General features: G+C 70.0%; 21 protein-coding genes. 10 read left to right on the plus strand and 11 right to left on the minus strand.

The annotated features are described in order from the left end of the window. Position 1: 1 nt before the first annotated feature. Together MLE42_RS00955 and coaE are read right to left on the minus strand one after the other, a co-directional pair. Positions 2-532 (minus strand): O-acetyl-ADP-ribose deacetylase, encoded by a 531-nt coding sequence (locus MLE42_RS00955; RefSeq protein ID WP_243286002.1) that lies wholly within the window; start codon positions 530-532, stop codon positions 2-4. Beyond that, on the minus strand, positions 529-2,613 hold the full coding sequence (gene coaE / locus MLE42_RS00960; RefSeq protein WP_243286003.1) for a dephospho-CoA kinase: 2,085 nt from the start codon (positions 2,611-2,613) through the stop codon (positions 529-531). Before coaE ends, MLE42_RS00955 begins: the two co-directional genes overlap by 4 nt. A 105-nt stretch (positions 2,614-2,718) precedes the next feature. Between coaE and MLE42_RS00965 the strand changes: the two genes are divergently transcribed. From MLE42_RS00965 to MLE42_RS01005, 9 genes are all read left to right on the plus strand, one after another. Then, on the plus strand, positions 2,719-3,678 hold the full coding sequence (locus MLE42_RS00965) for an acetyl-CoA carboxylase carboxyltransferase subunit alpha (RefSeq protein WP_243286004.1): 960 nt from the start codon (positions 2,719-2,721) through the stop codon (positions 3,676-3,678). A 1-nt stretch (position 3,679) separates the two neighbouring features. Beyond that, positions 3,680-5,347: a single-stranded-DNA-specific exonuclease RecJ gene (locus tag MLE42_RS00970; RefSeq protein WP_243286005.1), complete on the plus strand. Its 1,668-nt coding sequence runs from the start codon at positions 3,680-3,682 to the stop codon at positions 5,345-5,347. Next, the gene (locus MLE42_RS00975; RefSeq protein WP_243286006.1) at positions 5,344-7,092 is read left to right on the plus strand and encodes a hypothetical protein; all 1,749 of its coding nucleotides are present in this window, start codon (positions 5,344-5,346) and stop codon (positions 7,090-7,092) included. Before MLE42_RS00970 ends, MLE42_RS00975 begins: the two co-directional genes overlap by 4 nt. Positions 7,093-7,144: 52 nt before the next feature. Further along, a complete protein-coding gene (locus tag MLE42_RS00980) occupies positions 7,145-10,414 on the plus strand; it encodes a VPS10 domain-containing protein (protein WP_243286007.1) in 3,270 nt (1,089 codons plus the stop codon). Between the two features lie 78 nt (positions 10,415-10,492). After that, positions 10,493-11,230 carry an LPS export ABC transporter ATP-binding protein gene (gene lptB / locus MLE42_RS00985; RefSeq protein WP_243286008.1) on the plus strand — a complete coding sequence of 246 codons (738 nt, stop codon included), beginning with the start codon at positions 10,493-10,495 and terminating at the stop codon, positions 11,228-11,230. After that, positions 11,230-12,798, plus strand: a complete 1,569-nt coding sequence (rpoN, locus tag MLE42_RS00990) for an RNA polymerase factor sigma-54 (RefSeq protein WP_243286009.1) — start codon at positions 11,230-11,232, stop codon at positions 12,796-12,798. The genes lptB and rpoN overlap by 1 nt, the downstream gene beginning before the upstream one ends. A gap of 69 nt (positions 12,799-12,867) precedes the next feature. Further along, positions 12,868-13,191, plus strand: coding sequence for a ribosome hibernation-promoting factor, HPF/YfiA family (hpf, locus tag MLE42_RS00995; protein WP_243286010.1), 324 nt, complete (start codon positions 12,868-12,870; stop codon positions 13,189-13,191). A 74-nt stretch (positions 13,192-13,265) separates the two neighbouring features. Continuing rightward, the gene (locus MLE42_RS01000) at positions 13,266-13,430 is read left to right on the plus strand and encodes a hypothetical protein (RefSeq protein ID WP_243286011.1); all 165 of its coding nucleotides are present in this window, start codon (positions 13,266-13,268) and stop codon (positions 13,428-13,430) included. A gap of 2 nt (positions 13,431-13,432) precedes the next feature. Continuing rightward, positions 13,433-14,533 carry a CofH family radical SAM protein gene (locus tag MLE42_RS01005; RefSeq protein ID WP_243286012.1) on the plus strand — a complete coding sequence of 367 codons (1,101 nt, stop codon included), beginning with the start codon at positions 13,433-13,435 and terminating at the stop codon, positions 14,531-14,533. A 59-nt stretch (positions 14,534-14,592) separates the two neighbouring features. On the opposite strand, the gene MLE42_RS01010 is transcribed toward MLE42_RS01005, so the two are convergent. Then, on the minus strand, positions 14,593-15,537 hold the full coding sequence (locus tag MLE42_RS01010; protein ID WP_243286013.1) for an ion channel: 945 nt from the start codon (positions 15,535-15,537) through the stop codon (positions 14,593-14,595). A gap of 154 nt (positions 15,538-15,691) precedes the next feature. Between MLE42_RS01010 and MLE42_RS01015 the strand changes: the two genes are divergently transcribed. Then, positions 15,692-16,198, plus strand: a complete 507-nt coding sequence (locus MLE42_RS01015) for a GreA/GreB family elongation factor (protein WP_243286014.1) — start codon at positions 15,692-15,694, stop codon at positions 16,196-16,198. A 12-nt stretch (positions 16,199-16,210) separates the two neighbouring features. Here MLE42_RS01015 and hisG read toward each other — a convergent pair whose 3' ends face one another. From hisG to MLE42_RS01055, 8 genes are read right to left on the minus strand one after another with little or no spacing between them, the layout of a single operon-like run. Beyond that, positions 16,211-16,858, minus strand: a complete 648-nt coding sequence (gene hisG / locus MLE42_RS01020) for an ATP phosphoribosyltransferase (protein ID WP_243286015.1) — start codon at positions 16,856-16,858, stop codon at positions 16,211-16,213. Further along, the gene (locus tag MLE42_RS01025; protein ID WP_243286016.1) at positions 16,855-17,823 is read right to left on the minus strand and encodes an ATP phosphoribosyltransferase regulatory subunit; all 969 of its coding nucleotides are present in this window, start codon (positions 17,821-17,823) and stop codon (positions 16,855-16,857) included. Before MLE42_RS01025 ends, hisG begins: the two co-directional genes overlap by 4 nt. Further along, positions 17,823-18,470: a bifunctional phosphoribosyl-AMP cyclohydrolase/phosphoribosyl-ATP diphosphatase HisIE gene (gene hisIE, locus MLE42_RS01030; RefSeq protein WP_243286017.1), complete on the minus strand. Its 648-nt coding sequence runs from the start codon at positions 18,468-18,470 to the stop codon at positions 17,823-17,825. Before hisIE ends, MLE42_RS01025 begins: the two co-directional genes overlap by 1 nt. A 1-nt stretch (position 18,471) precedes the next feature. After that, positions 18,472-19,224, minus strand: a complete 753-nt coding sequence (hisF, locus tag MLE42_RS01035) for an imidazole glycerol phosphate synthase subunit HisF (protein WP_243286018.1) — start codon at positions 19,222-19,224, stop codon at positions 18,472-18,474. Then, positions 19,224-19,937 carry a 1-(5-phosphoribosyl)-5-[(5-phosphoribosylamino)methylideneamino] imidazole-4-carboxamide isomerase gene (locus tag MLE42_RS01040; RefSeq protein ID WP_243286019.1) on the minus strand — a complete coding sequence of 238 codons (714 nt, stop codon included), beginning with the start codon at positions 19,935-19,937 and terminating at the stop codon, positions 19,224-19,226. The genes hisF and MLE42_RS01040 overlap by 1 nt, the downstream gene beginning before the upstream one ends. Before the next feature lie 13 nt (positions 19,938-19,950). Beyond that, entirely contained in the window at positions 19,951-20,592 is a 642-nt protein-coding gene (gene hisH / locus MLE42_RS01045) for an imidazole glycerol phosphate synthase subunit HisH (protein ID WP_243286020.1), read from the minus strand. Then, on the minus strand, positions 20,589-21,173 hold the full coding sequence (gene hisB, locus MLE42_RS01050; protein WP_243286021.1) for an imidazoleglycerol-phosphate dehydratase HisB: 585 nt from the start codon (positions 21,171-21,173) through the stop codon (positions 20,589-20,591). Before hisB ends, hisH begins: the two co-directional genes overlap by 4 nt. Next, positions 21,170-22,945, minus strand: coding sequence for an aminotransferase class I/II-fold pyridoxal phosphate-dependent enzyme (locus MLE42_RS01055; RefSeq protein ID WP_243286022.1), 1,776 nt, complete (start codon positions 22,943-22,945; stop codon positions 21,170-21,172). Before MLE42_RS01055 ends, hisB begins: the two co-directional genes overlap by 4 nt. Between the last annotated feature and the right edge of the window lie 45 nt (positions 22,946-22,990).

Consider the following 22,990-nt stretch of genomic DNA (forward strand, 5'->3'; position numbering starts at 1 on the left):
GTCAGGCTTCCTTCTCGAAGGCGGACTGCAGGATCGCCAGCGCCGGGCCATCGAAGGCCACGAGGGTGATGGTCTGCGGGAGGGCATGGACCGCCTGCCACTCGCGGCAGGCCCTGACGGCGATGCCGGCGGCGCGGGCCGGAGGGAATCCGTAGATGCCGGTGCTGATGGCGGGGAAGGCCACGGTGCGGCATCCCTGGCCCTCGGCCAGACGGAGGCTCTCGCGGTAGCAGGAGGCCAGCAGGTCGTCCTCGCCGGAGCCACCGCCCTGCCAGACGGGCCCTACCGTGTGGATCACGGCCTTCGCGGGCAGGCGGTGACCGGCTGTGATGACGGCCCGTCCCGTTTTGCATCCGCCCTGGCGGTTCCGGATGACCTGGCACTCCTCCAACAACCCCGGCCCCGCCGCGCGATGGATGGCTCCATCCACACCGCCGCCGCCCAGCAGGCTGCTGTTCGCGGCGTTGACGATGGCGTCCACGGCCAGGGTGGTGATGTCGGCCTGCACCACCCGCAGGCGCGCGCCGGTCAAAGGACGCTCGGCAGGGGCTCGGCGGTACCGCCGACCACGAGGGAGGGGCAGAGGATGGTGGGCAGCGCATCGCTCACGGGCACGCCCTGGCCATCCTTGCCGCAGGTGCCGATGTCGAAGTGGTGGAGGTCGCTGCCGATGCGAGTGAGCTGCTTGAGTACCTCGGGACCGCAGCCACTGAGGGTGGCGTTCTTCACGGGGTACTTCGGCTCGCCGTTCTCCACCCAGTAGCCTTCGGTCACCTGGAACACGAAGTTGCCCGTGACCGTGTCCACCTGGCCGCCACCCATGTGCTTCACCAGCAGACCGCGGTCCAGATCCCGGAGGATGGCCTCGGGTGCTTCGTTCCCGGCGGCCAGGAAGGTGTTGCGCATGCGGGGGATGGGCAGGTGGCGGTAGCTCTCCCGGCGGCCATTGCCCGTGGGCTCCGTGGCCATCTTCCGGGAGGTCTTGCGGGACTGCAGGTAGGCCTTCAGCACGCCATTCTCGATGAGCACCACGCGGCTGACGGGGTTCCCCTCGTCGTCGATGGCCTGGCTGCCGCGCTTGTGGGGCAGGGTGCCGTCGTCGATGATCGTCACGCCCTCGGCGGCCACCTTCTGGCCCAGCTTGCCCGCGAAGGCGCTCATGCCCGCGAGCGCGAGATCCGCCTCCAGGCCGTGCCCGCAAGCCTCGTGGATCATGGTGCCCCCAGCGCTGCTGCTGAGCACCACGGGGAAGGTGCCCGCGGGCGCGGGCTGGGCGTCCAGGGCCTGGATGGCCAGGCGCACGGCCTCGCGGACGGTGCGGGACACCGCCTCATCCGTGAACAGCTCGAAGCCCCGCGTCTCGCCCAGGGTCTGGTAGCCGGTCTGAAGCTGGCTGTCGTCGCCGGCGGTGACATTGGCCCGCAGGACGCCCTGGGTGCGGTGGTCCTCGGTGAGGCGGCCGGTCCAGCTTCCGTCATTGCGCTCTGCGGCGGCGATCCAGACCCGCTGGGTGTTGTCGCCATAGCCCACAGAGACCTGCTTGAGGGCGCCGGGCCGCAGGGCCTGGGCCTCCTTGCGCGCCAGGGCCTCGGCGCGGCGTACCAGGGCCACCTTCTCGCCGAGGGGCACCGTGTCGGGATCCCGCTCCACGGGGCTGGGGGTGGGATGGCGCTCCAGGGCCAGGGCGGGAAGGTCCGCGGGCGAGCCGGTGCCCGGCGCGGCCAGGGTCCGGGCGGCCTCCACCAGCTCGTCGAAGGCCGGGGCGATGAGGTCCGCGAAGCGGGTGGTCTCGCCGTCCATCAGGCGCAGGCTCGCGCCGAAGGTCTCGGAGGCGAGCACGTCCTCCATGCGGCCGTCGTCCATGCCCAGGGCATGGGCCCGGCGCCGTTCCACGAAGACCTCGGCGTAGTCGCCGCCCTTGTGGAGCAGGGCGGTGAGGACCTCGCGGAGCTGGTCGGCGGTGAAGGGTGCAGGCATCGGCGATCTCCAGGTCCGCGCGCGGCGGATCTTCCAGTTTGACAGAAGGGAAGCCTCGGCTCCCGCGAGGATCCCGGCGAGGTCCCTGCCGTCGTTGGGGATCACCAGGTCCGCATGAAGGGCGCGCTCCGGGGCCGAGGCCTGGGCCCGCAGGCGGGCCAGGGCGGCCTCCCGGGGCATGCCGTCCCGGGCCACGAGGCGCGCCAGCCGCAGGTCCTCCGGCGCATCCACCGTCCAGAAGGCGTCGAAGTGGTGGGCCCGGCCCCGCTCCACCCACAGCGCCGCGTCCAGCACCGCGCCGCGGGTGCCGGGAGGGAGCGCCTGGAGGCGTTCCGCCAGGAGGGCCTCGATGCGGGGATGGAGGATGGCGTTCAGCCGGGCCCGCGCTCCGTCATCCGCAAACACGTGGGCGGCCATCCAGGCCCGGTCCAGTGTGCCATCCGGCTGGAGGCAGCCGGGCCCGAAGGCCGCGACGATGGCCGCCAGCCCGTCGCCGCCGGGTCGCACCGCCTCTCGAGCCAGGGCATCGGCATCGATCACGGCCCAGCCCCGGTCCGCCATCCGTTTCGCCACGAAGCTCTTGCCCGCCGCGATGCCGCCGGTGAGGCCGAGGAGGGGGAAGGGTGAAGTCAGCATGGCGGCTCCCCCCTGATTCTGCGCTCAACCGCCCCGGAACGGCACGGAGCCTGAATCCGGAGTCTCGGCTACACTGGTTCGTTCCTCTTCTTGACCCGAGGTCACATGAAAGACGCGACACCCGAACAGGCCATGGATCTCTCCCAGCTGGAAAAGCCGGTGCTCGAGCTGGAGGCCCAGATCCGGGCCATGGAGATGGACCCCTCCCAGTCCAAAGAACGGGAAAAGCTGCAGAAGAAGCTGGACAAGCTGAAGGCCGAGCTGTTCACGAACCTCACGGACTGGCAGCGGGCCCAGCTCGCCCGCCACCCCAAGCGCCCCTACACGCTCGACTACCTGGAGCGCATCTGCGAGCGTTTCGAAGAGCTGCACGGCGACCGGCGCTTCGGCGACGACGCGGCCATCGTGGGCGGCATGGGCTGGATCGAGGGCAACCCCGTCATGATCATCGGCCAGCAGAAGGGCCGGGACACCAAGCAGAAGATCCTCCGCAACTTCGGCATGCCCAAGCCCGAGGGCTACCGCAAGGCCCTGCGGCTCATGAAGCTGGCCGAGAAGTTCCAGCGGCCTGTCCTCTGCCTCATCGACACGCCCGGCGCCTACCCGGGCGTGGACGCCGAGGAGCGTGGCCAGGCCGAGGCCATCGCCCGCAACCTGCTGGAGATGGCCAAGCTCGAGGTGCCCGTGGTGGCCGTGGTGTTGGGAGAAGGCGGCAGCGGCGGGGCCCTGGCCCTGGGCGTGGCGGACCGCGTGCTTATGATGGAGAACGCCATCTACTCCGTGATCTCGCCCGAGGGCTGCGCCTCCATCCTGTGGAAGGATGCCAGCCAGGCTCCCAAGGCCGCGGCGGCCCTCAAGCTCACGGCCCCGCACCTGCTGGAGCTGGGCGTCATCGACGGCATCGTGAAGGAGCCCCTGGGCGGCGCCCACTCGGACTTCGACGCCGCGGCCGCCGCGCTCAAGGAGGCGGTCATCGAAGCCTTCTCCGAGCTGTCCGAGCTGTCCGCCGAGCAGCTGGTGGAGGAGCGGTATCAGAAGTTCGCCCGCATGGGCAGCGTGGGCTGAGATGGAGGCCAAGCTCTGGGCTCTCCGGCGGGAGATCCCGGCGGGGCCGTCGCCCTGGAAGGCCCTGGCCGCGGCCTGGAACCTGGAGCCCCGCCTGGCGCGGCTGGCCTGGCTGCGGGGCGTGGATCGGCCCGAGGACCTGGGCTGGCGGCTGGACTCCTCCTGGGCACGGAGTACGGACCCCCACCTGCTGCCGGGCGTGGATGCGGCCGTGGCGCGCATCCGCCACGCCGTGGAGGCCCGTGAGCGCATCGTGGTCTACGGCGACTACGACGTGGACGGCGTCACCGCCACAGCCCTGGCGGTGCGGGCCCTGGAGCGTATCGGGGCCGAGGTCTCCTTCTTCATCCCCAACCGTTTCTCTGATGGCTACGGCCTCCACCTGGACTGCATCCGGGAGCTGAAGGAAACCCGAGATCCCGGGCTCCTGGTCTCTGTGGACTGCGGCGTGCGCAGCGTGGATGAGGTGAAGGCCAGCACGGAGCTGGGCCTGGATTGGGTGATCACGGACCACCATGCCCTGGGTCCGGAGCTGCCGCCGGCCTGCGCGGTGGTGCATCCCCACCTCGACGGCTACGCCAACCCCTTCCTGGCAGGCGTGGGCGTGGCCTTCAAGCTGGCCCAGGCCCTGCTCGGCGCCGTGCCCCATCCCGCGGGTGCCGACGCAGCATTCCTGGACGGGATGCTCAAGCTGGTGGCCATCGGGACCGTGGCGGACATGATGCCGCTGCGGGACGAGAATGCCCTGCTGGTGCGCCGGGGGCTCGATTCCCTGGGCGGGAAGAACGGCCCCGGCCTGGCGGCCCTGCTCCGGGCCGCGAAGAAGGAAGGCGCCCTGGGCGGCCAGGACATCGCCTTCGGCCTGGCGCCGCGGCTCAATGCCGTCGGTCGCATGGGCGGCGCCGAGGATGCGGTGCGCCTGCTGCTCACGCGGGACGCTGCCGAGGCCGAAGTGCTGATGGCCCGGGTGGAAGCCCTCAACCAGGAGCGCCGCGCCATCCAGGAGGAGCTGGCGGCCCGCCTGCCGCGCCCGGACGGCGCGGCCTTCGACTTGGCGCTGGATCCCACCGCCCACAAGGGCGTCATCGGCATCGTGGCGGGCCACCGCATGCGCGCCTCGGGCCGACCTGCGGGCGTCTGCACGGTGATCGACGGCGTGGCGCACTGCAGCCTGCGGGCCCCGGAAGGCTATGACCTCAGCGAGCTGCTGGCGCTGGCCCAGCCCTTCATCCTGGGCGGCGGCGGGCACCGCGCGGCCGCGGGGCTCAGCTTCGAGGCCTCGCGACTGGCGTTCGTCCGCCAGGTTCTGGAGCGGGGCGCGCAAGCCCAGGCCGGAGGGCGGGAGATCCCACCCCTCCTGGTGGATGGCGCCCCCGGCGATCTCCCGGAGGATGCGGACCTCGCCCGCCTGGAGCCCTTTGGCCAGGGATTCGCGCCGCCCCTGGCTCGGCTGGAAGGCTCCGTGGCCTCTTCATCCTCGTTCGGGGCCGATCACTGGAAGCTGCGCCTGGCGGGTCTGGCAGATCCCGTCACCTGGTTCGCCGGCCACGCGCGTCCGGCGCAGCCGCAGGTGGGAGATCGTCTCTGTGTGTCCGCCACGCCCCAGGGCAGCGCCCGCTGGGGCCGCTCCTGGCTGGTGGACGCCCCGCTCGGGGGGATGGCGCCATGAAGGTCCGGGCCCTGCTCCAGGATCTCCCCCCTGCGCGGCACCCGCTCTGGCGGGGCCTGGGCTGGGCCCTGGCGGCGGGAACCCTGGGTTTCACCTTGCGTTTCCTGATCGTGGGCAACGAAGGCATGCCCGGACGGACCGCGAGCGGCGATCCCCTCTTCGGCGCAGGCACCAAGGGCACCCTGGGAACGCTCACGGAGCAGCTGGGCCCCAACCGCATGGTGCTGACCTACCGGACCATCGAAGGCTCGGAAGAGGACCTGCACCTGGAGACGGTGACCGGGCGCCTGGATGAGCAGACCGGACAATGGCGCATGTGGTCGCCCAAGGCCCACCGGCAGGCGGGCGTCTGGACGCTCCAGGGTCCGCTGGACCTGGAAGTGGCCGACCCGGCCACCAAAGCGCTCCTGGGCAAGGGCCGCGTGGAGAACGCCGGTCCCGCCCTGCGCTGGGTCGGGGGGGAATGGGAAGGTCTGGCGCCCCTCCGCTGGGAGGCCCTGGAGGGCTCCGCCCGGGGCGTCTGGAACCTGCCCGCCGGGTGGCGGCGCGAGGCGGACGGCCGCTTCCGCGTGGACCAGGGCCCCGTACGCTGGCAGGCCCCTCCGGCCGGGGTCGGGCCAGCCACCCTCCAGGCCATGGAGGCCGAGCGGCTCTGGGCCATGCCTGGCTTCCAGACGGGCCATCTGGAGGGAGTGAAGGCCCGCCTGACCGAAGGATCGCTCCAGGCCTCGGTGGCGGACCTGACCCCAGACACCGTCACCTGGCCAGGCCCCCTGTCCTTCGAACGCTCCGATGGCTGGCACGGCGACGCCAAGGGCGGCGTGGCGCCGCGGCCCGCGCCCGGGGCGACCTTCCAGCAGGTGGAGTTCCGAACCTTCAGGGCCCGACGCGCGGGACCCGAGGGAGAGGAGCTCCTCTCCACCGAGGGTGCGCGATGGACGCCCGCCGGGTTGCGCCTGGAAGGCAACGTGGTGTGGGACCAGCCCATGGATGGCCAGCGCCTCGTGCTCCGGGCCCCGCGGGTGCTCATGCGGGAAAAGCCGGGCGGGGACCTCCCCGAGCCCCTGCCCGTGGGTCACGCCGTGGCGGAGGGACATCCGATCCTCACCTGGGGACGGCGGAATCTGTCCTCACCCCGCATCTCCGTGGAGCGGGCCACCCGGCGCTGGAAGCTCCAGGCTCCGGTACTGGGCCGCGGCGAGGATGGAACCTTCAGCGGCGGCGCGGGGCAGGGCGATCCCCGCTCCTGGACCATCGAAGGGCCAGTGCAGGTGAACCTGTTCTCCGGAGGCAATCTGCGCGGGGCCCGGCTTGTCTGGGAAGACACGCTCTGGACGCTCACGGGCCGGCCCGCGGGCTGGAGTCGCCTGCGGGAACGCCTGTCTGGCCCGCGCATCCTCAGGAAGGGCGAGACGGTGAGCTTTCCGGAAGGCCTGAACGGTACCCTGGCCGCAGCGGACGGGGACCTGTACCTGCGGGCTGAACAGGGACAGAGCGAAGGCCAGAAGATCCTGCTCACTGGTGGCGTGGAGTGCCAGGGACAGGGCTGGCGGCTGGCGGCGGACAAGGTGACGGTCATCGTGGGGCCGGACCGCACGGCGAAGCTGATCCAGGCCCAGGGTGCCGTCACCCTCAAGGGCCGCCTCGGCGAGGGGCAGGGCGAGGCCCTCGATCTCGAGCCCGGGGCCCAGACGGCCAAATGGCAGGGCCGCGTGCGCGGCAAGGGCGCGGGACCCGGGTGGTGAATCCCCGGCCGGTATCGGGCATGATGGGTTGAACATCGTAATAGGAGGCACCATGAGCCGGTTCCGGTCCCTGCCACCCCTGGCCCTTCTTCTGGCGGTCATGCCGGTGCTGGCGGCCCCGCCGGCCAAGGCGCCCGCGCAGGCCCGGAAGGAATCGCCCCTGGTGGACATGCCCCTTCGGAACCTGGGGCCGGCGGTCACATCGGGACGGGTATCGGACATCGCCGTCGATCCCCGCAGGTCGGACACCTGGTACGTGGGCGTGGCCTCCGGCGGGGTCTGGAAGACCGTGAACGCCGGCGCCACCTGGACGCCCCTGTTCGACAAAGAAGGTTCTTTCTCCATCGGATGCGTGACGGTGGATCCCCACGACCCGAACACGGTGTGGGTGGGCACCGGCGAGAACAATTCCCAGCGCTCGGTGGCCTACGGCGACGGTGTGTACCGCAGCCTCGACGGCGGGAAGCATTGGGAGAACATGGGGCTCAAGACCAGCGAGCACATCGCGAAGATCCTCGTGGATCCGCGCGACAGCCACGTGGTCTTCGTGGCTGCGCAGGGGCCCCTCTGGAACGACGGTGGAGAGCGCGGGCTCTACAAGACCACCGACGGCGGAAAGACCTGGAAGGCCGTGCTGACGGTCGACGCGCACACGGGCGTTACCGACGTGGTGATGGATCCCAGCCGTCCCGATGTCCTCTACGCGGCTACGTACCAGCGGCGGCGCCACGTCTGGGGCATGATCGACGGCGGCCCGGGCAGCGGCATCCACAAGAGCCTGGATGGCGGCCAGACCTGGGTCAGGCTCAAGGATGGCCTGCCCAAGGAGGACATGGGCCGCATCGGCCTGGCGGTTCCCGAAGGCGAGCCGGATACGGTCTACGCCACCATCGAGGCTGCCAACAAGGCCGGCGGTTTCTTCCGGAGCACGGATGGAGGCCGCACCTGGGAGCGCCGCAACGAGCAGGTCTCCGGCAGCGCGCAGTACTACCAGGAACTCTTCTGCGATCCGAAGGATCCGCGGCGCGTGTATTCCATGGACACCTGGATGCAGGTGACCGAGGACGGTGGCAAGACCTGGCGCCGCGTGGGGGAGAAGCACAAGCACGTGGACAACCACGCGCTGTGGATCGATCCCGCGAACAGTGAACACCTGCTCGCCGGTTGTGACGGAGGCCTGTACGAGAGCCGGGACCGGGGCGCCACCTGGGTCTTCACCGCCAACCTGCCGGTCATCCAGTACTACCGGGTGGCCGTCGACAACGCGAGGCCCTTCTACACCATCTATGGCGGCACCCAGGACAATTTCTCCATGGGCGGCCCCAGCCGCACGCGGAACCTGCACGGCTCCACCAATCAGGACTGGTTCGTGACCCAGGGCGGGGACGGCTTCTACAGCCAGGTGGATCCGGACGATCCGAACACGGTGTATTCCGAAAGCCAATACGGCGGCCTGGCCCGCTTCGACCGCCGCACGGGCGAGCGGGTGGAGATCCAGCCCCAGCCCGCGCCCGGCGAGGAGCCTTTCCGCTGGAACTGGGATGCGCCGCTGCTGATCAGCCCCCACAGCGGGAAGCGCCTCTACTTTGCCGCCCAGAAGCTCTTCCGCAGCGACGACCGGGGCGACAGTTGGACCGCGGTGAGTCCCGACCTGACGCGGAAGATCGACCGCAGCCGCCTCAAGATCATGGACAAGGTCTGGGGCGTGGACGCTGTGGCCCGCAACACCTCCACCAGCTTCTTCGGCAACATCGTGGCCCTGGCGGAGAGTCCCCGAGCCGAGGGGGTGCTCTACGTAGGTACGGACGATGGCTTGCTCCAGGTCAGCGAAGACGGCGGCAAGGCTTGGCACAAGACGGACCGCTTCCCCGGTGTGCCCGACCTGACCTACGTGTCCTGCCTGTCGGCGAGTCCCCACCAGGCCGGCACGGTGTACGCCGCCTTCGACAACCACAAGGCGGGTGACTTCCGGCCCTACCTGCTGCGTTCCCGGGACCGCGGGCGCACCTGGGAATCCATCGCCACCGGGCTGCCTGAGCGCGGCAGCGTCTACACCGTGCGCGAGGACCCGGCCCGGGAGGGCCTGCTCTACTGCGGCACGGAGTTCGGCCTCTTCTTCAGCCTCGATGCCGGCAAATCCTGGTCGAAGTTCTCCAACCTGCCGAGCATCGCCGTGAAGGACCTGGCCATCCAGGAGCGGGAGGGCGATCTGGTGGTGGCCACGTTCGGACGCGGCTTCTTCATCCTCGATGACCTGACCGCCCTGCGCGAGGCCAAGCCGGAGGACTTCACGACCGAAGCGCACCTCTATGGCCTGAGACCCGCCCAGGCCTACATCCCCGCCGTCCCGTTCGGCGGCCCCGGGAAATCCTTCCAGGGCGACTCGCTTTTCCTCTCACCCAATCCGCCCTTCGGGGCTGTATTCACCTACCACGTGAAGGATGAGCCGAAGACGCTGAAGAGCCAGCGCCACGAGAAGGAGAAGGAAACAGCCAAGGCCGGCCAGGATCCTGCCATTCCCGCCTGGGACGCGCTCCGTGCAGAGGACCGGGAGATTCCACCCGCGGTGGTCCTGACCATCGCCGCGGGTGACGGGCAGATCGTCCGGCGCCTCGCCGCGAAACCCGAGAAAGGCCTTCATCGCATGGCGTGGGATCTCCGCCTCCAGGATCCGTCTCCCGTCCGCCTGAAGACCTCGGGCGACCGGGATCCATGGGATTACGGTGATCACGGCGCCCTGGCGGCGCCGGGGCGCTACCAGGCCACCCTCTCCTTCCAGGTGGATGGCGTGCTGAAGCCGGTGGCGGGTCCCGTCCCGTTCGAGGTGAAGCCCCTCGACGCCGACCGCCTCACGGCCGCCCAGTGGACTGAATACAGTGCCTTCTGCGCCCGTATGGGCGAGGCCCAGCGTCGGGCCATGGGCGCTTCCGAGCGGCTGAGCGAGGTTCAGACCCGTCTCGATTTCGTCCGGAAGGCGCTGCTGGAGACGCCTGCCGCCGATGCGGCGAAGCTGGAGCAGGCGCGTAAGCTCCATGGGGAGCTGAAGGAGCTGCGCACCCTCCTCAGCGGGGACGCCACCGTGGCCAGGTACCAGGAGCCCACGGCTCCGGGCGTCTTGGGTCGCATCCGCGAGGTGACCGGCAGCGTGTGGGCCACCACGCAGCTTCCCACCGGCACCCAGCGCCAGAACCTGGCCTGGGCCGAGGACGGCCTGAAGGCCTTCCAGGGACGGTTCGAGACGGCCTTGGGTGCCCTCAAGGCCCTGGAGGACGCCCTGGATGCCGCCAAGGCCCCGTACACCCCTGGCCGAGCCCTCCCCTGAAGCTTTCCCCTTCCGCGCGCCGGCCACGGCGCGCGGCCCTCGGCGCCATCAGGCGGGGCAGTATGTTCTGATAGAACCATGACAGAGCCCACCCCCTGCCTCGAGGCCGTGAACCTCCAGAAGCGATACGGTGACCGCACCGTGGTGCGGGACGTGAGCCTCTGCGTGGGCATGGGTGAAGTGGTGGGGCTGCTGGGGCCGAACGGCGCGGGCAAGACAACAACCTTCTACATGGTGGTCGGTGTGGAGGCGCCGGACCGCGGGGACATCCGCTGGCTGGGTCAGGACGTGACGGCCCTGCCCATGCACCGGCGGGCCCGGCTGGGCATCGGCTACCTGGCTCAGGAATCAAGCGTATTCCGGGGCCTGACGGTGTGGGAAAATCTCATGGCGCTGGCGGAATTGCAGCCCATCCCGAAGGCGGAGCAGAAGGACCGCTGTGAACGGCTTCTGGCCGATTTTCACCTGGGCAAGGTGCGCGACACGCTGGGCATGAGCCTCTCCGGCGGCGAACGGCGGCGTTGCGAGCTGGCACGCGCCCTCGTGACCGAACCTCGGATCATGCTTCTGGACGAGCCCTTCGCCGGCGTGGATCCCAAGTCCGTGCTGGAGATCCAGGGCCTCATCGATGACCTCAAGGCGCGAGGCATTGGCGTTCTCATCACGGATCACAATGTCCGCGAGACCTTGCAGATCGCCGACAGGGCCTATATCTTGGCGGACGGGATGATCATGAAACACGGCCTGCCCAGCGAGATCGCAGAGGATCCGGACATCCGCCGGGTCTACCTGGGCGACCGATTCAGGTTGGACTGATGGCGGCGGGCCCCTACCTCTCCCAGCGGCTGGCCCAGAGCCAGACCCTTGCGCTGACACCTGCCATGCAGCTGAAGCTCAAGCTGTGGCAGATGAACCTGCAGGAGCTGTCGCAGACCATCGAACGCGAGCTCGAGGACAACCCTCTGCTGGAGCTGGCTGACGACAGCGATGAAGTGCCGACCCTCGAGGCCATCGAGGAAGGGCGCGATTCAGATGTGACGGAAGCCACGTCCGACCAGGCCGCCGAGGGCGTGGAACTGCCCGAAGGGGTGGACACCATGGATCTGGGACCGATCCTGGATGCGGCGGGTGAGATGAATCCCGAGAGCGACCTGGAGAAGTTCACGGAAGAGGGGGTGGCCCAAGTCCAGGAGACCGAGCTGGGCGCCGAGAACAGCTGGGACCAGGATCTCCCCCGCACCAGCAACCTGCCGGAGGAGGATCGCCTCTCCTGGGAGGACCGCCTCAGCGCCAACGAATCGCTCCAGGACCACCTGGTGGGCCAGCTCTACGAGACCCTGGAGAACGATGATCCCCGGGCGGCCCTGGTGGAGCGGCTGATCGACCGGCTCGACGCGAAGGGCTTCCTGCGGATCGATCCCGACCAGCCCTCCGTGGAGGCCACACCGGCGTCCCTGGCGGCGGATCTGGGCGTCACGGAGGAGGCGCTGCGCGCCGCCCTGGATGTCCTCCAGGAGTTCGATCCCTCCGGTGTGGGGTGTTTCACGGTGCAGGAGAGCCTGCTGCTCCAGCTCCGTCACGCCGGTGCCGAGCCTGACGACCTGGCGGTGCGCATCATCCACGATCACTCCGCCCTGCTGGCTCAGCGGGACAGCGCCAAGCTGCGCCGCGCCCTGGGTTGCACGGATGCGGAGTTGTGCGTGGCCATGGACCAGCTCAAGCACCTCAACCCCTCGCCGGGACGGGCCTTCGACCCCGAAGGCGAGCGGGTGGTGAAGCCCGACGTGGTGGTGCTCAAGGGCGAGGACGGGAACTGGAAGATCTATCTCAATGATGAGGGCCTGCCCCGCCTGCGCGTGAACGGCGACTACCAGCGGTTCCTTGCCTCCAGCGAGGCCAAGTCCGACAAGGATTTCATCCGTGAGCGCTTCCGCAGCGCGCGGGACTTCATCCGGGGCGTGGAGGATCGCAACCGCACCGTGCTGCGGGTCTCCGCGCAGATCGTGGAACTCCAGAAGGAGTTCCTCGAGCACGGCATCGAGAGCCTGCGCCCCATGGTGCTGCGCGACGTGGCCGAGGCCACGGGCTTCCACGAAAGCACCATCAGCCGGGTGGTGAAGGCGAAGACCATCCACACGCCGCAGGGCCTCTATGACCTGAACTACTTCTTCTCGGCGCGCCCCAAGGATTCGGACATCTCCGCCACCGTGGTCAAGCATCGCATCAAGGCGTTCGTGCAGGCCGAGGACCCTGCCAAGCCGCTGTCCGACGAGGCCATCGCCGGCCTGCTCGAGCGGGACGGCATCAAGGTGGCCCGCCGCACGGTGAACAAGTACCGCGAGGAACTCAAAATTCCTCCGGCCTCCCAGCGTCGACGCCGGTAGCGGGCCGAGGCCCCCTCCTGCGCCGGTTCCACGATTCCCGGGCCACCCGGCCCCTTTCAGGAGTGTCCCATGAAGGTCCACTACACCGGCCGTCACGTGGAGCTCACCGAGCCCCTGAAGCAGTTCACCAAAGAGCGGCTGGACAAGATGGCCACCTATCTGGACGACATCATCGACGTCCATGTGATCCTGGGTGTGGAGAAGCACCGTCATGAGGCGGAGATCACGCTGAAGACCCGCGCCAACGCCTTCGTGGCCTCGGCCACGACCGCGGACATGTATGCCAGCATCACCCAGGCCATCGAGAAGCTGGACGTGCAGGCGCACAAGCACCAGGGCAAGCGCAACGACCGGCCCCACGAAAGCGCCAAGGCGGGCGCCGTCGAAGAGTAGCCATTCCCGTGTTTCCGAATCAAAGGCGGTCCTTCGGGACCGCCTTTGATATCCTGGAGGTTCCGGAGTCCGCCATGCCCGATCCCACCCATCTCTACGCCCCGAAGACCACCACCGAACCCACCCAGATCTGCGAGAAGTGCCGCAATCCCTACACACTGGAGCACTTCCAGCACGGCATCCCCGGCCAGGAGTGCGTCTGCCGCCGGTGCCTCCAGGTCATGGGGTACCAGGTCTAGGCATGCTGAAGGCCCTCGATACCCCCGAGGCGATCCTGGAGGGCGTCCTCCAGGGCCGCCGCGTGTCCGCCGCGGAAGCCCTGCTGCTCATGGAGCGGGCGGAGCTGCCGGACCTGGCGGTGGCCGCCACCGCCGCCCGGGATCGCCACAACGATCCCCGTCGCGTGAGTTACGTCATCGACCGCAACGTGAACTACACGGACGTCTGCAATGTCTACTGCACGTTCTGCGCCTTCTACCACAAGCCCGGGGACACCCGCGGCTACGTGCTCACGAAGGAACAGCTCAAGCAGAAGGCTGAGGAGACCCAGGCCATCGGCGGCACGGGCTTCCTGCTGCAGGGCGGCGTGAATCCCGACCTGCCCTGGGACTACTACCTGGACCTGGTGCACTACCTTCACCACGATCTGGGCATCTGGGTCCACGGCTTCTCGCCTGTGGAGATCCAGATGATGGCGAAGCTGAGCGGCCAGACCCTCGGCAAGACCATCGCGGACCTGCGCGAGGCGGGGCTCGGCTCCATCCCCGGCGGTGGCGCGGAGATCCTGGTGGACCGCATCCGCAAGAAGATCGCGCCACTCAAGGGCGGCCGCGAGAAGTGGCTGGAAGTGATGGAGGCGGCCCACGAGGAGGGCGTCAAGACCACGGGCACCATGATGTTCGGCATCACGGAGACCCTGGCCGAGCGCATCGAGCACCTGGAGGCCCTGCGCGACCAGCAGGATCGCGCCCTGGCCCGGAACAATGGCGGCGGCTACACCGCCTTCGCCGCCTGGCCCTTCCAGAGTGGCCACACACCATGGGAGGGCAAGGTGCCCAAGCCCACGGATGTGGAGTATCTCCGCACCATCGCCATCGCCCGCATCTTCCTCGACAACTTCGCGCACATCCAGAGCAGCTGGGTCACCATGGGTCGCAAGACCGGCCAGGTGGCCCTGCACTACGGCTGCGACGACATGGGCAGCCTCATGCTCGAGGAGAACGTCGTCAGTGCCGCGGGCACCTGCTACAGCGTGAACAAGGACGAGATGACCCGCATGATCCGCGCCGCGGGCTATGAGCCGTGGCAGCGGGACAACATCTACGGTGAAGTCCGGGGCTGAGTCCATCTCAAGGCCATCCCAGGGATCGGCCGGGTGTGGCTTCCGCCCCGGTCTGGCGATCAGCTCCGGTGGGCGGGAGCCAGGTCCTCCAGCGCGTCCAGGCGTTCCACGTCCATCTCGGTCATGCCGTCCGGCCCGATGAAGGCCATGGGCTTGAACCGGGCCCCCCAGCGGACTTCGTCGGCGGTGTAGGACGTGCGGGCATAGATGGTCTGCGAGAAGGTGTCGTCGAAGGCCTTGATGAGCACGATGAACTCCGCCTTCGCGTGGCGGAGGTCCGCCTCCGTCAATCCGAACAGGGGGCTGGTCTCATCAATGGGGTGCACGACCGTCCAGCTGGAAGGGAACAGGTGGATCTTCGGACGCTCCAGGGGCAGCAGCATGAAGCGCCGGGTGGCCGAGGCCGGATCCTGGAGGGAGAGGCTCACGGTGGCCTCCACCTCGATGAGCTCGTTGCTGCGCATGTTCACGAGACGGAACATGAAGCCGGTGAGGCCCTGGTAGGGGGCCATCACGGCCGGGTTGCTGAACCGCAGGCACGCCTGAGGCCGGGAGAACCGCCCGTAGAGGAGGCCCGTGGCCAGGGCGAAGCTCAGGAGGCCCAGGAGCGATTCCAGCGCGGCGGCCACGTTGGCGAGGAATCCGTGGGGGCTGATGTGGCCATAGCCCACCGTGGTCAGAGTCTGGGCGCTGAAGAAGAACGCATCCTGCAGCCGCTCCCGGAATCCCATGCCCCCTTGGCGGGTGAACTGCTCCATGCCGATGCCCAGGTAGATCAAGGCGAAGACGGCATTGGTGGCGAGGAAGGCCAGGAACAGCAGCCCCAGGAAACGCCCCCAGCCCATGGTGATGAGGTGGTGATAGAGGTCGTAGGGGCGGAAGCGCGGCAGGCCCATGCGGCGGACATTGAAGGAGCCATCCTTGTTGACTCCGCGTTCGCGGCCGGCTTGGAGACCCAGGCCCAGGTCGTCATCGATGGGCGTTCTGCGAAGGTTGGGATTCATGGCGTCCTGAGGATGGGAAATCCCTGAGTGTAGCCGCCAGGGCCGGTTGTGGGAGTCCGGGCTTGATCTGGCCTGGTCGCAGGACTCACCATGGGCTGCGACCCCAGAGGACGCACCCCTGGATGTCCATCCCAATCAATTTCCGAGCGACACGGTGAATCGAGCCTTCATCAAGGATCCGGATGACGCGGGGCGCCCCGAAGTCCTGCCCGACCGACCCCAGAGCCCCCATACGAACTATGTGACGCCCGCCGGGCTGCGGCAGCTGCAGGACGTGAAGGAGGACCTGGCGGCCCGCCAGAGCCGGCTGCTGGCGGAGGGCAAGCTCGCCAACCCCCAGGAGCTGGCCATCGTCCAGCGCGACCTGCGCTACTACCAGGAGCGCCTGAACCGTGCCGTCCTGGTGGCTTCCGACGGCAAGCCGAAGGACCGCGCGCATTTCGGGGCCGCCGTGGAAGTCTGCGACGAAGCCGGCGTGATCACGACGTACACCCTCGTCGGCGAGGACGAAGCCGATCCCTCCCGGGGCAAGGTCAGCTGGGTCTCGCCGCTGGGCGAGGCCCTGCTGAACGCGGAATCCGGCGATGAGGTCGTGTGGCGGCGACCTGCCGGGACGATGCGCCTGGAGATCCTCAGCGTCCGCCCGGGCGCATCGGAGTGATCAGCGCCAGATCTAGGGCTTTGCCTTCAGCGCCCCGAGCAGCATCTCCGCCAGGGGACGGATGCGGCCGGGCTCGCTGAGATAGGCGCCGCGGGCGGCCACGAGGCGGGCGGAGGAGCGGCCGAGGATGGCGGTCTCCACCAGGCCGTGGGCCTTGAGGGTGCCGCCGGTCTGCACCAGGTCCACGATGGCGTCCGCGAGGCCCAGCAGGGGCGCCAGCTCCGCGCTGCTGCTGAGGGGCACCAGCTCGGCGGTGAGCTCTTCGTGGGCCAGCCAGGCCTCGGTGGCCTTGGGGAACTTGGTGGCCAGGCGCAGGTGGGGCTTGGCCCGCAGGTCGTCCAGGCTGACGCCCGCCTTGGCGCAGAGCGACAGTCGGCAGGCGCCGAAGCCCAGATCCGCCAGCTCCAGCAGGTCCATGTCCATCTCGTCCAGCGTGTCCGAGCCCACGATGCCCAGCGATGCCACGCCGGCGGCCACGTAGCGCGGCAGGTCCGCACCCTTGAGCAGCAGGGCCGCCACGCCGGGGGTGGCGGTGGGGATGCGCAGGACGCGGGATTTCAGGGCCGCCGCGTCGAGGGCCAGGGGCGTGCCGGCCAGCAGGGGCACCAGCTCGTCGCCGAGCCGTCCCTTGGGAAAGGCGATGAGCAGAGTCTGGTTCATCGGGGTTCCTCGAAGAGGTCGGGGCGGGTGGCAGCCAGGTCGAGCAGGCGCGACAGACGAACACAGAAGCCCGCGGCTTGCCAGGGACGGCCCAGGCCCGGGAAGAGGCGGTCGTAGCGGCCGCCCGCAGCGAGTTCCTGCTGGGCGCCCGGGGCCCACAGGCGAAGGGTGGGGCCCGTGTAGAAGCCGAGGCCCGCCACGTCCGCCAAGTCCACGCGCAGCTCCAGGTTGGGCGGGAGGATGGGCAGCAGAGCCTTGAGGGCCCGATCCATGTGGTTCCGCTCCTCCTCCAGCAAGGCGGCGTAGGGGCTGGCAGCCAGGGCGCTCAGGGTTCCGGGACCGTCAAGCTCGGACAGCAGGGCCTCCGCATGGGTCGTGAGGCGCACGGCGGAGGGATGGCCGTCCAGGGCCTCGCGCACGCGGTGGGGCGCGCGGCGGGAGAGGGCCGCCACCACGGCGTCCGCCAGCTCGCCGAACAGGCCTTCGGCCTCCAGGGGGCGGCGCACCAGGGCCGCGTTCCCAAGGTGGAGGATGGCGCTCTTCAGGCCCAGGAGGCCGGGCACGGCCATCAGCAGCCGGGCCAGCTCCACATCCGCCTCCGCAGCGGGCTCGCCTTCGGGCTGGATGCGCTCGCAGCCCACCTCGAAGCGCTCCACGGCCTCCCAGGGCTGCACAGGGCGCCGGAACACCGCGCCGGCATAGGCCACGCGGTCCGGCGGCGCGGGGAAGGTGCGGGTGAGGAGGCCGGCCAGGGCCACGGTGAAGTCCCAGCGCAGGGCCACCAGCTCGTCGCCGTCGAAGAACCGCAGCGCGCCTTCCGGCGGGGTTTCCCGCAGGACGAGCGAGGGATGCAGCTCGCGGTAGCCATGATCCGCCAGCAGGCCCATGAGGGCGCCCTCCCAGCGGCGCAGCCGGGCGGCGGAGTTGAAGAGCAGGTCGGGAAAGTGGGGCGTGCGGACGGCCATCAGGCGGGCCCTCCCGTGCGGTCGGCGTGACGGCGGTGGAGCACCTCCACCACATCCAGCAGGCTGGCACCACGCTCCAGCAGCAGCATGTCGAGGTGGAACAGCAGGTCTGCGGCCTCGCCGAGGAACTCTTCGCGGTTGTCGTTCTTGGCGGCGATGACCACCTCGCCAGCCTCCTCCACCACCTTCTTGGCGATGCGATCCACGCCCTGGGCGAAGAGCTTTTGGGTGTAGCTGCCGTCCACATCCGCCAGCGCCTTGCGGGATTTCAGGAGGGTCTCCAGACGACCGAGCCAGGGCAGGGTGGTGGGCCAGGGGGCGGTGGCCTGGCCTTCTCCGGGGGCGGCATCGAAACAGCTTTCCGTGCCGCGATGGCAGCTCGGGCCTTCGGGCTCCGCGAGGATGAGCAGGGCATCCGAATCGCAGTCCGGGCGGATCTGGATCACCTGGAGCCGGTTCCCGCTGCTCTCGCCCTTCACCCAGAGGGCCTGGCGCGAGCGGCTCCAGAAGGTGACGAAGCCCGTGTCGAGGGTGAGCTGGAGGGATTCCCGGTTGAGCCAGGCCACCATGCGCACCGCGCCGGCGCGGTCCTGCACGATGCCGGGGATGAGGCCGGCGGAATCGAAGGTGAGGGTGTCGAGGTCCATGTCAGATCCGTACGGAGAGGTCGTTCTGGGCGAGGTAGGCCTTGAGGCGGGGGATGGGCAGGATGCCCTCATGGAAGAGCGTGGCGGCCAGCACGGCGTCGGCGCCGTGCTCCAGGGCCTCCAGGAAGTGGACCTCCAGGCCCGCGCCACCGGAGGCGATGAGGGGGATGGGCAGCTCCGAGGCCAGGTCCAGCAGGGGCAGGTCGAAGCCGTCGCCGGTGCCGTCGCGATCCATGGAGGTGAGCAGGATCTCGCCGGCGCCCAGGTCATTGAGTTCCCAGAGCCAGTCCACGGCAGACCGCTCGGTGGGTTCGGTGCCGCCCTTGAGGTAGACGCGCCAGCCCAGGTCGGCGTCGCGCTTCACGTCCACGGCCGCCACCACGCACTGGCGCCCGAAGGCGTCCGCCAGTTCGCAGACCAGGTCCGGCCGCAGGGATGCGGCGGTGTTCACGGCCACCTTGTCCGCACCGGCGCGCAGGAGGCTGCGGGCGTCCTCCACGCTGGATACGCCGCCGCCCACGGTGAAGGGGATGCTGAGCTCCCGGGCCACGTCGCGGACCCAGGCCTCCCGCGTGCCGCGGTTCTCCAGGGAAGCGGCGATGTCGAGGAAGACCAGCTCGTCCGCGCCCTCCTGGTCGTAGCGGCGCGCCAGCTCCACGGGGTGTCCCAGGTCGCGGAGCTGCTTGAACTGGATGCCCTTCACCACACGGCCGTTCTTCACGTCCAGGCAGGGGATGATGCGCTTGGCGGGCATCAGGCGCCTCCTGTCAGAGCGGCGCGGGTGCGCGGGTCGTCCAAGGGAATGTGGCCCTCCATGAGGGCCTTGCCGCTGATGGCGCCCACCACGCCGGGCAGCGCGGCCAGGGCCGGAAGGTCGGACAGGTCCTTCACCCCGCCGGAGGCCTGCACGCGGAAGCCCTCCCGGGCCACCCAGGCCGTGGCTTCGAGGCCCGGCCCCTCCAGCGTGCCGTCCCGGCTCACGTCCGTGACCAGGGCCCGGTCGAAGCCCAGGGTGAGGAGGGCCTCGAAGACATCCGTGGAGTCGCAGACGCTGTCGGCCTGCCAGCCGCGGGTGACGATCCGCTGACCCTTGAGGTCCAGGGCGGCCACGATGCGATCGCCCGGGAGGCCCCGCAGGGCCGAGGGCTGCTCCACGGCCAGGGTGCCCACCACGGCGTCGAAGCCCAGGGCCAGCACCTCCTCGATGGCCGCGCGGTCCCGCAGGCCGCCGCCCAGCTGGAAGCGGACCTCCGGGTAGCGGGCGGGGAAGGCGGTGAAGGCGCCCTGGCGGGGCTCGCCGAAGGCCCCGTCCAGGTCCACCAGGTGGATGCGGCGGGCGCCAGCTTCGATCAACTGCTCGACCCACGCTTCCGGCGTGAAGTCATAGAAGGTGGCCTGCTTCCGGTCCCCGTGCCGCAGCCGCACCAGGCGGCCCTGCATCAGGTCCATGCTCGGGATCAGTTGCATGGCGCCTCCAACGTCAAAGGCATGGTTCCTCCGGGGCGATTGCGGTGGCGCCCATCCAGGTGAGCGCAGCCTGGAGCAGCCTCAGACCGTCGGGCCCGGACTTCTCCGGGTGGGGTTGGAATCCCATGACCTTCCCCCGGGCCTCGACGGCGGCAAAGGGACGGCCGTGATCGGCCAGGTAGACGGTGTCGGCCGAGGGCTCCAGGGCGTAGCTGTGGACGAAGTAGAGCCAGGCACCCTCGGCGTCCGGCAGTGCGGGGTGGTCGCTCGCCCGGCGCACGCGGCTCCAGCCCATGTTCGGAACCTTCACCCCGGGCCCCAGGCGGCGAACGAGGCCAGGGACGAGCCCGAGGCCCGGCGTGCGGGGCGCTTCTTCACTGCCTTCAGCCAGCAGCTGGAGGCCCAGGCAGATGCCCAGCAGGGGCCGGCCTTCCGCCACCAGCGCGGGCAGCAGACCCCACCAGCCGCGTTCCTGGAGGGAGCGCTGAGCCGCTTCGAAGTGGCCCACTCCGGGCAGCACGATGGGACCGGATTCCGCGGCCTGGTCCGGCGAGGCGGCGCGGACGTAAGGCAGGCGCAGCCGTTCCAGGGCGCCTTCCAGCGAGGCGAGATTCCCTGCCTCATAGTCGATGAGGGTGATGGTGCCGGCGCTCATGCGGACAGGGTCCCCTTGGTGGAGGGCACGCCGCCGCCCTCGGCGCGGGTGGCTTGGCGCAGGGCCTTGGCCAGGGCCTTGAAGAGGGCCTCGACCTTGTGGTGGGTGTTCACGCCGCGGATGAGGTCCGCGTGGATGGCCAGGCCACCGCGCATGGCCACGGCGATGAAGAACTCCCGGACCATCTCCACCTGGAAGCCGTCGCCGAGGATGACCGGCGGCAGGTCCGCGTGAAACTCGCACCAGGGACGGCCGGAGAGGTCCACCACCACCCGGGCCAGGGCCTCGTCCAGAGGCACGTAGGCGTGGGCGAAGCGGGCGATGCCGGCCCGGTCGCCCAGGGCCGTCTTCAGGGCCTCGCCCAGGCAGAGGCCCACGTCCTCCACCAAGTGGTGGCTGTCCACGGGCAGGTCGCCAGTGGCCTCGACCTCGAGGCCGAAGCCGCCGTGCTTGGCGAGCTGCATCAGCATGTGGTCGAAGTAGCCCAGGCCCGTGCGGATGCGGGCTTCGCCTCCATCCAGGGAGAGGCTCAGCTTCACCTGGGTCTCGGCGGTGGCGCGGGTCAGGGTGGCGCTTCTCATGGCAGCTCCTGGGTCAGCGTGGGCAGCAGGTCGCACAGGGTCTCGGTTTGCACGTCTTCCGCGGCTGCGAAGCGGCTGCGGTCGGGTCCGATGGCCGCGAAGCGCCAGGCCACCTCGGGTTTCAGCTCGGCGGCAGCCCGCAGGCAGCGCGCGTCGTCGACGGTATCCCCAGCGAAGACGACCTCTTCCGCCCGGAAGGCGTCCGCCAGCTGGAGCAGACCCGAGGGCTCGGGCTTGCGCAGGTGGGGCGCGGCGTCGCAGACCGCGGGCAGCGAGAAGCCCAGCACCTTCCAGGCTAGATCCAGTTCTTCGGGTGGCCGCCCCGTGAGCACCGCCAGCTCCCAGCCCGTGGCCTGCAGCTCGGCCAGGCCCACCAGGGGGCGTTCGAGGCGGATGGTGTCCGCGTAGTGCTTCTGCACGACGATCTGCGCCGCAGGCTCCAGGGCCTCCATCTGCGCGTCGAGCTCCGGGAAGCCGCGGCCGTTCGCCGCTTCAATCACGGGCCGGAGGTCCACGTCGCCGTGCACCTCGGCCAGGGCCAGGGCGCCCGCTGCGAGGCGGAAGTCATTGTTGTATCCGCCCAGGCGCTTGAAGGCGCGATAGGAGTCGTCAGACCAGGGCAGGGCGGGGCGCAGCTCCGCCAGGGTCCGGGCCACGGCCTCCAGGAAGCTGCGGTCGGCATCGATGAGCACGCCGTCGATGTCCAGGACCAGCAGGCGGCGGCGCGGCCGTGGCGCGGGTTTCGGCAGTGCCGCGCCCAGGGTCGCGGCCACGCGGGCGGTGTCCGGCTCCGTGCCGATGGTGAGCCGCGCGGCGCCGGTGCCGGGCAGGCGGCGTACCTTGATGCCCTCGGCTTCCAGCGCATCCGAGGGATCCGGCGTCACGTGGATGAAGTTGCCTGCGCTGGGAGCGGCGCGGTGCGCGGGCAGGGCTGTCGCCAGGGAGGCCGCCAGGCGGTCGCGCCGCTCCGGCAGGGCCCGCACGGCGGGCTCGAAGGCCGGGGCGAAGTCCAGGGCCACGTCCAGGGCCTCCAGGCTGGCGGCCGGAATGGAGTAGGGCAGCTGCAGGGTGGCCAGCTTGGACACCAGGGCAGGGTCGCCCAGGAGGTAGCCCAGGCGCCAGGAGGCGGAGGCCAGTGCCTTGCTGAAGGTGCGGAGCAGCACCACGTTCGGATAACGGTCCACGGCCAGGCGGTGGGTGGCGGGAGCGAATTCCGCATAGGCCTCGTCCATCACCACCAGGGGCGGCGTCGGCCGCGCCGCGGCGGCGGCCAGCAGGGGCTCCAGTGCCTCCGGCGACACCCAGGCGCCGGTGGGATTGTTCGGCAGCGTCAGCCAGATCTGGCGGCAGTCCAGGGCCTCGAACCAGGGCTCCAGCGGGAAGCCGGTGCCCTGGGGCACCTTGCGCACCTGGCCGCCGTTCCGGCGCACCAGCATGGGGTAAAGGCTGAAGCCTGGATCCGGGATGGCCACCGTGTCGCCAAAGCTCAGGCCCGCCATCGCCACCAGGTCCAGGAGGGCGCCGCTGGAGGGGCCCAGCAGCAGGCCGCCCTCGGGGGCGCCCACGCGCTTCCGCAGGCGCTCGGTGAGCTCCTCCTGGCGCTCGGGGTAGAGGTTGAAGGGTAGGGTGCGGAGCCGCGCCAGCAGGGCCTCGCGGGCCTCGGCCGGCCAGTCGGAACCGGCCTCGTTCATGTGCAGCCGGAGGCCCGTGGGAGGCTCGGGAGGCCGCCGGTAGGCGGGCAGGTCGGCGAGGTCAGGTCGGAGGAAGGACATGGGCAACTCGGGATGAGGGTAGGAGGAAACCAGGCTTCCGGGGGA

It is taken from the genome of Geothrix terrae (assembly GCF_022808775.1).
GTDB lineage: Bacteria > Acidobacteriota > Holophagae > Holophagales > Holophagaceae > Geothrix > Geothrix terrae.

Excerpts from the sequence above, each read along its gene's own strand:
- coaE (WP_243286003.1), bottom strand. The coding sequence starts at position 2,613 with ATGCTGACTTCACCCTTCCCCCTCCTCGGCCTCACCGGCGGCATCGCG.
- MLE42_RS00965 (WP_243286004.1), top strand. The coding sequence starts at position 2,719 with ATGAAAGACGCGACACCCGAACAGGCCATGGATCTCTCCCAGCTGGAA.
- MLE42_RS00970 (WP_243286005.1), top strand. The coding sequence starts at position 3,680 with ATGGAGGCCAAGCTCTGGGCTCTCCGGCGGGAGATCCCGGCGGGGCCG.
- MLE42_RS00975 (WP_243286006.1), top strand. The coding sequence starts at position 5,344 with ATGAAGGTCCGGGCCCTGCTCCAGGATCTCCCCCCTGCGCGGCACCCG.
- MLE42_RS00980 (WP_243286007.1), top strand. The coding sequence starts at position 7,145 with ATGAGCCGGTTCCGGTCCCTGCCACCCCTGGCCCTTCTTCTGGCGGTC.
- lptB (WP_243286008.1), top strand. The coding sequence starts at position 10,493 with ATGACAGAGCCCACCCCCTGCCTCGAGGCCGTGAACCTCCAGAAGCGA.
- rpoN (WP_243286009.1), top strand. The coding sequence starts at position 11,230 with ATGGCGGCGGGCCCCTACCTCTCCCAGCGGCTGGCCCAGAGCCAGACC.
- hpf (WP_243286010.1), top strand. The coding sequence starts at position 12,868 with ATGAAGGTCCACTACACCGGCCGTCACGTGGAGCTCACCGAGCCCCTG.
- MLE42_RS01000 (WP_243286011.1), top strand. The coding sequence starts at position 13,266 with ATGCCCGATCCCACCCATCTCTACGCCCCGAAGACCACCACCGAACCC.
- MLE42_RS01005 (WP_243286012.1), top strand. The coding sequence starts at position 13,433 with ATGCTGAAGGCCCTCGATACCCCCGAGGCGATCCTGGAGGGCGTCCTC.
- MLE42_RS01010 (WP_243286013.1), bottom strand. The coding sequence starts at position 15,537 with ATGAATCCCAACCTTCGCAGAACGCCCATCGATGACGACCTGGGCCTG.
- hisG (WP_243286015.1), bottom strand. The coding sequence starts at position 16,858 with ATGAACCAGACTCTGCTCATCGCCTTTCCCAAGGGACGGCTCGGCGAC.
- MLE42_RS01025 (WP_243286016.1), bottom strand. The coding sequence starts at position 17,823 with ATGGCCGTCCGCACGCCCCACTTTCCCGACCTGCTCTTCAACTCCGCC.
- hisIE (WP_243286017.1), bottom strand. The coding sequence starts at position 18,470 with ATGGACCTCGACACCCTCACCTTCGATTCCGCCGGCCTCATCCCCGGC.
- hisF (WP_243286018.1), bottom strand. The coding sequence starts at position 19,224 with ATGCCCGCCAAGCGCATCATCCCCTGCCTGGACGTGAAGAACGGCCGT.
- MLE42_RS01040 (WP_243286019.1), bottom strand. The coding sequence starts at position 19,937 with ATGCAACTGATCCCGAGCATGGACCTGATGCAGGGCCGCCTGGTGCGG.
- hisH (WP_243286020.1), bottom strand. The coding sequence starts at position 20,592 with ATGAGCGCCGGCACCATCACCCTCATCGACTATGAGGCAGGGAATCTC.
- hisB (WP_243286021.1), bottom strand. The coding sequence starts at position 21,173 with ATGAGAAGCGCCACCCTGACCCGCGCCACCGCCGAGACCCAGGTGAAG.
- MLE42_RS01055 (WP_243286022.1), bottom strand. The coding sequence starts at position 22,945 with ATGTCCTTCCTCCGACCTGACCTCGCCGACCTGCCCGCCTACCGGCGG.